8 protein-coding genes are annotated in these 13,545 nt (G+C 46.7%); 5 read left to right on the forward strand and 3 right to left on the reverse strand.

From position 1 onward, the window contains the following. Window positions 1–136: 136 nt before the first annotated feature. The 3 genes from MHH92_RS04140 to MHH92_RS04150 all read right to left on the reverse strand — a co-directional run bounded on the left by MHH92_RS04140 (window position 137) and on the right by MHH92_RS04150 (window position 5,454). Window positions 137–1,258, reverse strand: a complete 1,122-nt coding sequence (locus tag MHH92_RS04140; protein ID WP_340902121.1) for a response regulator — start codon at window positions 1,256–1,258, stop codon at window positions 137–139. Beyond that, on the reverse strand, window positions 1,255–4,386 hold the full coding sequence (locus tag MHH92_RS04145) for an ATP-binding protein (RefSeq protein ID WP_340902123.1): 3,132 nt from the start codon (window positions 4,384–4,386) through the stop codon (window positions 1,255–1,257). Before MHH92_RS04145 ends, MHH92_RS04140 begins: the two co-directional genes overlap by 4 nt. Window positions 4,387–4,506: 120 nt before the next feature. Next, window positions 4,507–5,454 carry an AraC family transcriptional regulator gene (locus tag MHH92_RS04150; protein WP_340902125.1) on the reverse strand — a complete coding sequence of 316 codons (948 nt, stop codon included), beginning with the start codon at window positions 5,452–5,454 and terminating at the stop codon, window positions 4,507–4,509. A gap of 171 nt (window positions 5,455–5,625) precedes the next feature. Here MHH92_RS04150 and MHH92_RS04155 point away from each other — a divergent pair, with 171 nt between their 5' ends. The 5 genes from MHH92_RS04155 (at window position 5,626) to MHH92_RS04175 (ending at window position 13,486) form a co-directional block, all read left to right on the forward strand. Beyond that, the gene (locus MHH92_RS04155) at window positions 5,626–6,645 is read left to right on the forward strand and encodes a glycoside hydrolase family 88/105 protein (RefSeq protein ID WP_340902127.1); all 1,020 of its coding nucleotides are present in this window, start codon (window positions 5,626–5,628) and stop codon (window positions 6,643–6,645) included. A gap of 13 nt (window positions 6,646–6,658) precedes the next feature. Further along, window positions 6,659–8,839: a 1,3-beta-galactosyl-N-acetylhexosamine phosphorylase gene (gene gnpA / locus MHH92_RS04160; protein WP_340902128.1), complete on the forward strand. Its 2,181-nt coding sequence runs from the start codon at window positions 6,659–6,661 to the stop codon at window positions 8,837–8,839. Window positions 8,840–9,049: 210 nt separating this feature from the next. Continuing rightward, on the forward strand, window positions 9,050–9,898 hold the full coding sequence (locus MHH92_RS04165) for a GNAT family N-acetyltransferase (protein WP_340902129.1): 849 nt from the start codon (window positions 9,050–9,052) through the stop codon (window positions 9,896–9,898). Between the two features lie 199 nt (window positions 9,899–10,097). Next, entirely contained in the window at window positions 10,098–11,900 is a 1,803-nt protein-coding gene (locus MHH92_RS04170; RefSeq protein ID WP_340902130.1) for a cache domain-containing sensor histidine kinase, read from the forward strand. Window positions 11,901–11,911: 11 nt separating this feature from the next. Further along, entirely contained in the window at window positions 11,912–13,486 is a 1,575-nt protein-coding gene (locus MHH92_RS04175) for a response regulator (protein WP_340902131.1), read from the forward strand. Window positions 13,487–13,545: the final 59 nt, after the last annotated feature.

Consider the following 13,545-nt stretch of genomic DNA (forward strand, 5'->3'; position numbering starts at 1 on the left):
AACGAACGAATGAACGTCCATCTATTGCAAAAAGCCCAAGCCTAAAGCAACACTGAACTGCTCCCTGTCATAGTAGACCTTAAAAGACTACGATAGGAGCAGTTCAGTATGCCAAGGCATGGGATTTTTTGATATTTCATGATTGTCGCAACAGTTGTTTGATATCTGCTGCCGGACTGGAGCCAAGCTCCTCTTGGAGCAAATCCTCCAGTACCAGATACTGGCGCTGCGCTTCGGTTCTTCGTCCAAGCGACAGATACAACAGGATGATCTCGTGATGAATATCTTCCCGAATCGAATCAATCTGGAGGATACGTTCAAAATAATACAGCGCCCGTAACGGCTCGCCTGCCTTCGCGTGATAGTGGGCAGCGGTCTCCATCGTCATGATGAAATCCAGCTCCAGCTGTCTGGACCACGCGAAAGCCCACTCATAATGCCTTCCTTTCAGAAGTTCACCCGTATACAACGTGTCCATCCGCTCGAAGAGCTCGGGGCGATGTGCCGATGCCTGACGCATCTGTCGGAACAAAGCCTCGAACTCGTACAGATCACAGTTAATCGCTTCCCGGTCGATACGGATACCGTTTCTGTCCTTAAGAATGATAGGCACGTCACTGTTATCACCGATTGCACGTCGCACGTAGTACAGTGTGGAATTGATGTTGGTCCAGGCTTTCTGCGGACTGAGGTCCTTCCACAACGTATCGGCCAAGGCATCGCGAGTAGTCGATTTGGTATACAGCAAGAATGCCAGCAATTCTTCCGTCTTGGGCGTTCTAAGCTTGATGGGACTGTCTGCTCCGGCTCCGCCAAACACAGTGAATTCACCGAACAGACGAACGTTCAGTTTGGGTCCAGGCACCGCTGGTTCAGGTGTTATCACGGACTTGTGAAGCTTTTCCTGCAATCGCTTGATACTGCGGTTCAGTCGCTCAGCCGTGACCGGCTTGATGACGTAATCGATGACCTCTTTGTCGAAAGCTTGCACCGCATATTCCTCATATCCTGTCACCAGCACGATTGGAAGCAAAGGATGATGTTTACGCAATTCACCAATGAGTTGCATACCCGAGATGCGAGGCATCGTAATGTCCAGAAATGCCGCATCGAAGCTATTCTCTGCCGCATATTCACAGGCTTCCTCCGGGTCATGAAACGCACGAGATACCTCGACTTCTCCACTTTCTGTCAAAATACGATTCAGTCGCTTCAGCGACAAATCCTCATCGTCCACGATGATGACTTTCATCTTCATGTTTCATAACCCCCGTTCCCATCTGTGCTTAGACGTTGATTTGGAAGATCAAATGTAATCCGCGTTCCCTCGCCGTCCAGACTTTCCATCTGAAGGTGTCTGCCATACAGCAGGTTCAACCGGCTGGAAATATTCCATAGTCCAACGCCGTTACTGCCGTCCGTGGATTGCCGAATTTCGTCCATCCGTTGTTTGGTTATGCCGATTCCGTTGTCCTCGATGGTGAACCGTGTTTCCGTATCATTCAGATTGCGGATAGACAACATGACGCGACCACCGCGAATGCTGGACATCAGGCCATGCCGAATCGCGTTTTCGATCAGGGGCTGTAACGTGAGCGGTGGGATGTCCATGTTCCGGTTCACATCCGCATCCACATCGATAATGACCTCCAACCTTGAGCCAAAACGGGCTTGCTCAATCGCTACGTATGCCTCGATCATCTCCAGTTCGTTCATCAGGCTAGTTTTTGAGTCCAGATGTTTAAAGTGCACACTCCGTCGTAAGTAACTCGATAATTGCAAAATCAATTGTTCTGCCCGATTTGGCGCATCCACACACAATTCGGCAATGGCGTTCAGGGCGTTATACAGAAAGTGCGGGTTCATCTGTGACCGTAAAAAGGATATCTCGGCATCTCGCGCAGCTTGCACGGATGTTTTCATCCGAGTCAAACCGCCGATCCGAGCCAGCAGTTCCTCCGATTCGAACGGCTTGGATACAAAATCATTGGCACCTTTCTCCAAGGCCAGCTTCAATTGATGGGCTTTATTACTCGCCGTCAGCATGAGTACAGGTAACTCGGAAGGAGAGAAGCGCTCCCTGATCCGTTCCAGCAATTCGTAACCCGACATGTCAGGCATCATGATATCAGCAATGACGAGATGCACGGCAGGTAGTTTGTCCAGCAACTCCAGTACGGAAGGGGAGCGTGAAGTGACCGCATAACTGTAACCTTCCAGCTTCAAGAGATTCACTATTGTCTGCAAATTAGCCGAGTCGTCATCCACAACGATGATCCATTCGTCTTTATTCCCTTGTACAATCGTTGGTTCTTCGAACCGGAGTAGCCGATTACCAGGACCTGTAGGAGCGATGGTAAGTGGCATGACGTTGGAACGTTTCTCTCCTTTATTCTCTGCCAGCGGAAAGGTCAGGATGAACGTAGCACCCATGCCGGGTGCTGATTCCGCATGAATGGTTCCGCCATGCAGCTCGACCAGCTTGCGTGTAATGCTTAGTCCTAGACCGGTGCCTCCAGCAACGACTGGCCCCGTATCCGCTTCCTGCTCGAACGGCAGGAAGATATGTTCCAGCTTGTCCGTACCGATACCACGGCCGGTATCCACAATGCGTATTTCCGCTTTGCCTTGCACAACCGTAGCTTTGATGCTTACCGTGCCACGTTCCGTGAACTTGACGGCATTGCCGATCAGATTATGCAAAATCTGAATCAGTCGGTTGCCGTCTGCATAGATCGGCGGGAAATGCGCCGGGATGCAGTTGATAAGCTCCACCTTTTTCGCGCCAAGCAGGAAGGAGTGCATACGCATGACCGATTCGACAAACGAGTACAGATCGGTCGAAGACCGGTGGAGCGGGATGTCGCCATGTTTCATTTTCGAATAATCCAGTAATTCATCGACCAGATAGGTTAATCGTCTGCCACTTCCCGTCACGATCGCCAGATTGTGCGCTTGCTCATCGGTAAGGGGACCTTCTGCGCCTTTAAGCAGGCTTTCACTGATGTTAACAATCGCGTTCAGCGGTGTTTTGAGCTCATGCGAAGTATTGGACAGGAAGTCGTCCTTCACCTTGTCCAGCAAGAGCAACTGATCTTTGAGGGTGCGGACCGTACGATAGGCCTCGAAGAACCGAAGCACCGCTAGAAACAGCATCAGGATGCTGAACAGGACAATGGAAGCCTGCCCGATATTCATATTTTCCTTGAGCGAGATCGAGAAGAGATTAATGTCCAGACAGTACAACATGATGCTTAAGAGAGCTGCGTACCACAGAAAAGTAGACAGCCGTTCGCCTTTCTCACTGGTTAGGAACTGTTTTGCACATTGATACAGCAACCAGAGCAACATCAACGTGTACATAACGACGACGTAAGGCGCAGCCAGCCCGTAGATGGAAATAGGCAGGAGCGTGACCATACATAAGTAAGCTCCGAAGATGATCAGGATCAACGCCGTGAGCATACCGGACAGGATGCCTGTTTTGAATCGGTAGAAGTAAAAGGTTAACAGACCCAGACATGCCACAGAGCAGAAATCTTTTAATTTATAGAGTGTGATAAAGGAAATTTCCGTGCCCGCCATGGATAACACACGTTCGCTGATCATGCCGTTATAAAGTGCATACAGCAGACAGATTAGACCAATCAGCAGCAGGGAATCGTCTCTGTTTCGGTAGAGTGCAGACCCTAGGTAACTGATGAGGAATATGATCGAAATGGTACCCAGTACAGCAAGCGTGCCAAATTCGATAGCTGTGTTGAATTGATGTTTTTTCAGCATGGCTGCTTGTTCGCCAAAAAAGAGTGGACCCGGAATGCCAGAGTCCGTGTAATCGTAATTAGCCACCCGAATCAAAATCTCAATGTCACCGCCATGATAGGGGAAAAAAACAATCTGGGGGGAGTTGCCTGGTCGGTAACCTGCGGATTTTGCCACGGCATGCCCGTCTTCCAGCAGCTTGTTGCCATTAATGTAGATCTCGCTGGCAAAACGGATGTTCATTTTTTTGATCGCCAGTGTTCCCTCAACAGGTGCATTACGCAGTACCAGTCGATACGTGGCGAAGCCGTGGGTTGGCAGTCGTTCACCATCCACTTTAAGTCGATTCCAGGAGCCGGGAACGGTTGCATAGGTGTCGGGTGCTTTCGTTGGACCAGCCTGATTCGATGTTGCAGATTCGTCAGGAAGCAATCGCTCCCAGTAAAATTCCCACTCCCCGTCCAGCTTGATCCGCTCGTTTTGTTCAGGGTCCCAGGCCGAGAGGTCCAGAACACCTTGACGGGCATGAAGCGCAGCAGATTGTGGTTCTCTGATCGTTGACAGCAGCAGTACGGTAATAGCGAGTACAACAGTCAGGACAACGCCTGAAATTTTTAATAACACGAAATGCTGCTCCTTTAGAGATTGTTCAATCCTTTGGTAGCTTCGGACAAAATCTCTTGTATTCTATCGGCATTGTAGCGAATATCTCTGGGGGGCGCAATCACATTTCGACAAATTCCTTCATACCCACCCCGTAAATTCCAATATTGAGGCTTTTGCAGACTGTGCTTCTGTATGAGCGCCTTTGCGCCAGGCTTTAGGCGATTCGCCCATCAGTTTGGCGAAGCAGCGGTTAAAGCTGGAGATGGATCGGAAGCCGACCTGCTCAGAGATGGACAGAATGGAGGCCTCGGTGCTTTTTAATCGTTTGCATGCCTCTTCAATCCGGGTACTGTTCAGAAAATCAAGCGGCGTGGTTCCCATAATTTCATGGAACTTGCGGCGAAAATGCGTTGTACTCAAATGACACAGTTCAGCGAGGTAATCGATGGTCACAGGCATCATATAGTTTTTGGTGATAAACTCCAGCACGGGTGAGATGACCAAGTCACCTTGGAGGTCTCGTTCCCGTTCGTGATCCTGAGATGACAAGCGTTCGCTGCTCGCATGAATTCGAAGCAGTTCGATATATAGAGACATCAACGAGCCGTACGCGCTCTCCCGATAGTAGGGGGACTGCTGCTTCATTTCTTCAACGATTGAAGTTGCGAGCATATGAATTTTGGGATGCTGTTCCTTATTCAGAATGCAATTGGTTCCCTGAATCGCCCATAGATTCGGTTCAATGTGAGTTTGTGCTGTTTTGAGCGAATGACGGAAGAGTTCTTCCGGTGAAAAAAAGATATAAGCCCACAGGCTGGCGTTATTAGGTGAACTGTATGTGGTATGCGGAAGGTATCGGGGAATGAACGTGATGTCGCCTGCCCGAAAAGGCACAGATTCCCCTTTAATCTCCATGATGCCTCCATCGGAATAACAGATGCCAATCTCCATGTGGTTATGGAAATGAAGATGCTCACTCTTGATATCGGATATTCTCCAGCGGTCTCCACTGAGTAACAGGACAGGGAAATCAATGGGCAGGCTATAGTGGCGATATTCAATGACCGGTTTCTTCGGTTTGGGCATTTTCGAGGACTCCTATGTATAAATGATTGAAATTGCGCAGTTTTGTTATGAATATGCTTAGAATGAGACTATTTTACTGCGTACAATGGAATAAGTAAAGCGTTTACAAAAATGGACGGACACCTCTCAGGGCGCACTTGGGGGCGTGTGCGCAGGGAGAGGGGAATAACAATGCTTCAAGTGAAATATGACAGGGAACAGATTCTAAACGTAATAGACAGCGTTACCAAGAAAACACTGGATATGGATCTGACATGGGATTGGCCCGGTGGAGTGGCTTATTATGGTGTATCCAGAGCCTATCAAACAACAGGCAACCAAGAGATTCTGGACAGGCTGGTGAAATGGGCAGACGAATATATCGAGCTGGGCCTACCAAGTTGGACGGTGAATACATGTGCTATGGGCCATGTGCTCATCACTTTATATGAAGAAACCGGGGATCAGAAATATTGGGATATTGTCCTCAGCAAAGTTGATTATCTCCAGAATCATGCACTTCGCTTTGGAGACAATGTGCTTCAGCATACGGTATCGGTTTCCAATGATTTCCCCGAACAGGCTTGGGCGGATACCTTGTTTATGGCGGCATTTTTCCTGCTCCGCGTAGGTAGCAAATTAAAAGATGAAGCCATGATCCAGGATGCGCTGAATCAGTATTACTGGCATATCAAATACCTGCAAGATCCGAGCAGCAGTCTGTGGTATCACGGTTATAACAATATTAATAAGGACCACATGTCCGGATTTTATTGGGGCAGAGCGAACGCTTGGGGAGCCTATACGATGTCTCAAGTGAAACCGCAATTGAACGACTGGTACTTGTATCCGCAATGTATGGATGTAGAGTGTGCCCTTCGTGATCAATTGGCGGCTCTCAAGCTGGTACAGACCGAGAATGGCTTGTGGCGTACGGTTCTGGATGACGAAGAATCGTATGAAGAGGTGTCAGCTTCCGCGGGTATTGCAGCAGCGATGATCAACAACGGCAATCCACTGCATACCAAATACGTGCAAAAGGCATTGGAAGGCATCCTGAACAACATTAGCGAAGATGGACGCGTGCTTGGTGTATCTGGAGGTACGGCGGTAATGAAGGATCGGGCTGGCTATCGCAATATTCCAAAAGACTGGATTCAGGGCTGGGGTCAGGGCCTGGCACTCGCTTTTCTGTCCGATATGTTGAGATAGGGAGGGAACCACATTGTCCAAACCAACCAAAGGCTCCTTTACACTACCGGGAGAATCCGGTTATGAAGCACTGACGCTTGAACTTGCCAACCGCTGGGGTGCCGATGTGATCCGTGACAGTGACGGTACAAAGTTGTCCGATGAGATTATCAATGCCGGATACGGCATCTATTCAACCATTTGCATTATTCGGGATCATAATGAGTGGGCATCCCGTAATCTGGATAAGTTGCAGCAATGTTTTCTCATTACGAATCCGAAGGTTGCTGTGCAAGATTATGTATCCATCTATCTGATGGAGGACTTCTTCGCTGAACAATTCAGGGTGAATGATTCGAAAGAAGCGTTTAAGTATTGGCAGGTGTACGACCGAACGACTGGGGAAGAAGTTCCTAGAGGACAGTGGAATTATGAAAGGGAATCTGGCAATGTTGTCATTACCGGCGTTGCTCCTTGGCATAAATACACGGTGAGTTTCATGGTTTATCGGATCTGGGAAGAGATTTCCATGTACAATCACACGACGAATAATTGGGACAAAGAGCATCTGATGCAGATTGACCCGATCTATACAGACACCCAAACCTATTTGCTGGATTGGATGGAAAAGTGGTGCCAAGAACACCCGGAAACAACCGTTGTACGTTTTACGTCCCTATTTTATAACTTCGCCTGGATCTGGGGCAGTGATGAGCGGAATCGCCATCTGTTCTCGGATTGGGGTTCATACGATTTCACGGTAAGTTCGAGAGCGCTGGATCTGTTTGCTCAAAAATATGGGTATTCACTCTACGCCGAGGACTTTGTAAATGGCGGTAAATATCAGGTCACTCATATGCCTGCGGATCAGCGCAAACTGGACTGGATGGCATTTATCAATGATTTTGTCATTGAATTCGGTAAAAAGTTAATTGATATTGTACACAAACATGACAAGCTGGCGTATGTCTTCTATGATGACAGCTGGGTGGGCATGGAGCCGTATAATGATCGCTTTGAGGAATTTGGATTCGACGGCATGATCAAATGTGTGTTCTCCGGTTACGAGGCAAGAATGTGCTCCGGCGTTAAGGCTGATACCCATGAGATTCGCTTGCATCCCTACTTGTTCCCAGTTGGCTTAGGCGGGCTTCCTACCTTCAAAGAGGGAGGAGATCCTACCCTGGATGCGAAGAAATACTGGATTAATATCCGGCGTGCGCTGCTGCGTGAGTCGATTGACCGGATTGGACTGGGTGGATATTTGCATCTGGTTGAGCCTTACCCGGACTTTGTGGATTATATCGAGAAGATTGCCCATGAATTCAGAGAAATGAAAGAGCTACATCAGGCTGGAAAGCCTTATCAGATCAAGACAAAGGTAGCCGTGCTGCATAGCTGGGGCAAGTTAAGATCGTGGACCTTGTCTGGTCATTTTCATGAAACGCATATGCATGATCTGATTCATGTGAATGAGGCATTAGCCGGGTTGCCTGTTGACGTGCAGTTTATTGATTTTGATGATATTCGTCAGGGCGCATTGAAGGATATAGATGTCGTCATCAATGCCGGCTCTGCAGGTTCAGCATGGAGCGGTGGAGAGCACTGGAGTGACCACAAGTCTGTGGACTTATTGACCCAATGGGTGTATGAGGGTGGTACCTTTATTGGCATTAACCAGCCTTCGGCAATGGACGGGTACGACAGCTTTTTCAGAATGGCTCATGTGCTTGGGGTGGATGAGGATACAGGTGCAAGGGTTGTTCATGGAAAATGGTCGTATGAGGTTAATGATGAGTATGGTTTGGTGCCTGAGGGGGCCAGCATACTTCCGAAAGATAACATTTATCTTACTGATGGATCAGCAGCTGTAGTGAATGAAACGGATGGTCAGATCACACTGTCCACACATGCTTTTGGAAAAGGAAAAGGGATCTACCTGCCTTCCTTCGAATTCAGCTGGGAAAATACAAGACTACTTCTGAATTTGATTCGATTTGCGGGCAATGAATTCCATGAAACAAAGTACATCACGGATAACTTGTATACGGAGTGCGCCTACTACCCCGAGAGCAACATATTGGTTGTGATCAATAATAGTGATCAGGTTCAGTCCACGACGATCAATACAGAGCATGGAAAACAGACCGTGGAATTGGAGCCGTATGATACGGTGATCACCAAAATTGGTTTAACAAAATCGGTATCCCCATAGAATAATGACTCGATAGACCGTATTCCTTAACCAGGGAGCGGTCTATTTTAGTTATTAGGACGTGTCTGAAAACTCTGAAGAAAGCAGATTTTATCGTACGGATATTACTTTATAGTTTTAACACTATTTAGTAGAATATTTAAATAAGGATAGGGATCATGAGCCCTAATATATTATTGTTTTCATCTTTTTAAAGGAGAGAGTGCCCTAATGTACAGTTATAAATTGTTGGACAAAATAAGCATGGAGACACTTCACGAGGCGTTTGTGGATGCGTTCTCCGACTATCAGGTTAAAATGGATTTGCCTTTTTGGAAGTTTCAACAAATGCTCCAACGAAGGGGTTATCACCCCGAAATATCTATGGGAGCCTTTAAAGATGAGAGAATGGTTGGATTTGTTATCAATGGACTTCGAAGCTGGAATGGAAAGGCAACTGCATATGACCTTGGTACAGGCGTTGTAAAAGATTGCAGGCGGCAAGGCATTACAAGCGATCTGCTCTTGAATATTCAAAAGCTTTTAAAAGAAAAAAATGTAGAGCAATATTTGCTGGAAGTCATCCAATCCAACGAATCTGCAGTTCAGCTGTACAGTAAACAAAACTTCAAAATTCAAAGGGAATTTTCATGTTTCCAGTTGCAAAAAGATCAATTCATACCGCAAACGACCTGCATGGTCGAATGTGTGGAGAGAATCGATTTGGAGCAGTTCAAGGAATTTTGGGATGTGGAGCCCTCCTGGCAAAATTCAATTGATTCCATCTACGCTTTACCGGAAGCTTTTATCTATGTGGTAGCACGTCAGGATCACAGCATTGTTGGCTATGGCATTATAGATCAAAAAACAGGTGATATTCCCCAGCTTGCAGTGAACCAAAAATACCGGGGCAAAGGTATTGCAAGCAGCATCCTGACAGAGATGGTGCAACGCACAGAATCGCCTAGAATCAGTGTCCTCAATGTGGAGTCTCATCTGAAACCGATGCAAGATTTCCTCCTGGTCAAATCAGGTTTTGCATATCATGTGGGCCAGTACGAAATGCTCTTGAAATTATAACGAGATACCCGTTTCGACTTAAGATCAGATCGGGTTCATACGAAAATATGTGGGGTGTTAGTGTCTGTCTTGTTGGGCCAGTTGAACGGGAGGTTGATTAAAGGCTTCCCGGAAATCCTGGATTACAGTATCCAACCCATCCTGTACTCGTTATAATAATGTTGATATATGACATGGTTAGAGGAGACAAAGACATAACATGAGCCGAAAGAAATACTGTAAGCGTATTCAGTTTCTGGATGATTGGAGTCTCAAAACCAAGTTGTACATATTGTTCATTTTTTGTGTGCTGGTCCCGGTCCTGGTCACAAATACCGTGTTTTACCAAAGCATCAAAGGTAACATTGAAGAAAAGGAGCATAGCCGTTTCAATGAAATGCAGCAAAGGATCAAGTTCAACCTGCGGAACAGTATAGACAATAGCTTGTATGTGTCCAATTTTCTCTATACCGATGGAACGCTGAACCGGTTCATGGAGTTCAAGTATCGCGATCAGGAAGACTATTACTCTGCCTACTATGATATGCTTAGCAACAACAATCTGGTCAGGTACTATTACAGCTACCAGCAGGTGAATCAAATTACGTTTTATGTTGGCAATGATACCTTCGTTAATGGAGGAAACTTTATTAAGCTGGATGAAGAGGTGAAGAAAAGTGATTGGTATCAAGCGCTGATGAACACGAGCGACCATATCATGATCTATTCGTATTTTGACAAACAACAGGCGGAGATGTCGCAAAGTCAGGGAGGACGCAAAGTAAGCATTATTCGCAAGCTGGATTACTTTGGGGAGCAACAGGTTGAAAAGGTGTTAAAGGTTGATCTGGACTACGCTTTCATCAACAAATCGCTTAAAAATGAGGGAGCAAATGGGAAGGTGTATGTCGTTTCGGATGGCAGGGTCATTTTCTCGAACGATTCAAAAATGAATCAGATGCGCAAGCCATTTAATCTGATTGCAAACAGTTCAATTGATCCTGTTCAATCCATGCAATCGATTCCAGTCGTATCCGAGGATTGGCAGATTGTCGTCAGCACGGAGAAATTGGACGTTCTGTCGGAGATTGTTAATTCCAAGCTTAATTTGACTTTACTAATCATTCTTAATCTGTTGGTGCCGACACTGCTAATTTGGTTGATATCCAGATCACTGGTCATCAGAGTTGATCGGATAGCGAAGCACCTGGATCAAGTGAAGCATGAGAAATTTGAGGTGATATCGGGACCTGTGGGCAAAGACGAGATCGGCAGCCTGACCCATAGTTATAACATGATGGTCATCAAGATCAAGAACCTGATTGAGATTGTGTTTAAGGGCCAGGTGGAGCGGCAAGCCCTTGAGCTCTCCAAAAAGCAGGCGGAGCTGAAAGCCCTTCAGAGTCAGGTGAATCCCCATTTCATGTTCAACACGCTTGAAACGATCCGTATGCGGAGTTTGATCAAGGACGAGCTTGAAACCTCCGATGTCATTCATAAACTGGCACTGCTGTTACGTCAGACGATCAATTGGGGCGATGATCTGATTACAATTGCAGAGGAAATCAATTTTGTGGAGAGTTATCTGAGTATCCAGCAGTATCGCTTTGGTGAAAAGTTGCAATTTGCAATCCGGATCACAGACGAATCCATTGCTGCCATGATGATACCCAAGCTAACCGTTCTCACCTTTGTGGAGAATGCTTGTATCCATGGTATTGAGGGGACATCTAATGATGGGGTCGTGGAGGTATTATTCGAAATTCGAAGTAATGAGCTGTACATTTCCATTCGAGATACCGGAGTCGGTATGGATCAGGACAAGCTGGCCTCGCTCCGCAAAATGATGCAAGACCCGAGTATGGATCGGATGAGCGAGCTTAGCAGCATTGGTATGATGAATGCATATATTCGGCTGCGGATGTATTTTGATGATTTCGTTCAGGTGCACATATTCAGTGAAAAGGGGAAGGGAACAAGGATTGGCATTCAAATTCCTCTTATGCAGGCATCTCAAGAATAAGGAGCGAGGATATGATCAACGTGCTGATTGTGGACGATGAGCCATTTATTCGCCAAGGACTTCTATTGTTAATTGATTGGGAGTCTTACGGATTTCAGATTTGCGGTCAGGCCTCCAATGGCATGCAGGCATTGGAGTGCATACGCGCTATGCAGCCCGATCTGGTGATTTCCGACATTAAGATGCCGGAAATAGACGGATTGCAGCTTGCCAAAACCTTGTACGAGCAATATAGCGGTGACATCAAGCTGATTCTTCTAAGTGGATTCTATGAGTTCGGATATGCCAAGCAGGCGATTAAATACCAGGTGGATGACTACATTCTCAAGCCTATTGTGAAGACCGAACTGGTTCAGGTGCTTGAGGAGTTCAGGGTCGCATTTAATGCGCGGACGGAAGAGAAGCGATATCAGCAAAAAAAAGATCGGATTATTATGGCTCAGCATATGCAGTCAATCTTGCTTGGGGTGGCTGAGGAGGATGCTGTTACGAGTCTGCAGCCCCACTATCAAGATGCCGGCATAATGCGTTGCATCCTGATTGAGGCGGAAGCCGGTCCAAAACAGGGAACGGATTGGTGCGCTCGGGTTGAGGCATGGGTGGGCAAGCCTTTGCCGGGACAAATTTTGAAGCCGTTCACAGGTGATAAAAATGCGGTTCTGCTTATGGTTACGGACCTGATGGTGAACCGTGAGGCAGTGACCTTGGAGCAATATTTGACCCGATTACATGCCGATCTGAGCCATGGTCAAGAGGCGGCTATTGCTTGTTATGTCGGGAAGGAAGTACATGAGTTGGAAGCGCTGCACGAGTCTTATCAATCCTGCGGCATAATGAAAAGCTTACGTTTCTTCACCACTTGCAGACCCATTTATTACTTCGAACTTATGGATACGACCTTATTTGTTAATCGGCCGGGACAGTTCGAAAAACAATTGTTTGATGGGCTAGTCAAGTCTATTGAGGAACAGCAGACGGATGAGTTACACAGTCATGCAAAGGCCATTTTTCAATTTTTTCTGGATGAGCGAATCGAGCCGGGTATTGTCCGCATCCACTTGCATTATTTGGCATACACATTGCTGGATCTCGTGAATAACGATACGGTTACTCCAGATTCCGGGCTGATGGAATCGACTTTTCTGAAGGTGAACTACGCGATGTTATCCATGGAGGAAAACATTGAACATTTATGCGAATTCTCGCTCATGTGCGCAGAGAAACTGAAGGAGCAGCAAAAGTCAAATGCGATGGGCGTATTAGCCAAAATTGAGGCCTTCATTCACGAGCATTACAGAGAAAATATCAGCCTGAAATTGCTCGGGGAGCAGTTTTACATGAATAGTGCATATCTGGGTCAGATTTTCAAAAAGCATTTCTCGATCAGCTTCAGTGATTATTTGAATCAATTGCGTATTGAGGAAGCCGCCCGGCTGTTGCGCAGAACAGATCAAAGAGTATACGAAATCGCAACAATGGTGGGATATCGGGATTCCGATTACTTTATTAGCCGGTTCGAGAAACTCATGGGGGAGACTCCTGCACAATATCGTAAAAGTGCCCATGCTGCGTACTCTCTTGATTAACATCCTGCACTCCTTGACGGAGCGGCGGGATATTTTTTTTCGCAGATGCTGGAATTAGT

The organism is Paenibacillus sp. FSL M7-1414, from assembly GCF_038003195.1.
Classification (GTDB): Bacteria; Bacillota; Bacilli; order Paenibacillales; family Paenibacillaceae; genus Paenibacillus; species Paenibacillus amylolyticus.

Excerpts from the sequence above, each read along its gene's own strand:
- MHH92_RS04140 (WP_340902121.1), bottom strand. The coding sequence starts at position 1,258 with ATGAAGATGAAAGTCATCATCGTGGACGATGAGGATTTGTCGCTGAAG.
- MHH92_RS04150 (WP_340902125.1), bottom strand. The coding sequence starts at position 5,454 with ATGCCCAAACCGAAGAAACCGGTCATTGAATATCGCCACTATAGCCTG.
- MHH92_RS04155 (WP_340902127.1), top strand. The coding sequence starts at position 5,626 with ATGCTTCAAGTGAAATATGACAGGGAACAGATTCTAAACGTAATAGAC.
- MHH92_RS04165 (WP_340902129.1), top strand. The coding sequence starts at position 9,050 with ATGTACAGTTATAAATTGTTGGACAAAATAAGCATGGAGACACTTCAC.
- MHH92_RS04170 (WP_340902130.1), top strand. The coding sequence starts at position 10,098 with ATGAGCCGAAAGAAATACTGTAAGCGTATTCAGTTTCTGGATGATTGG.
- MHH92_RS04175 (WP_340902131.1), top strand. The coding sequence starts at position 11,912 with ATGATCAACGTGCTGATTGTGGACGATGAGCCATTTATTCGCCAAGGA.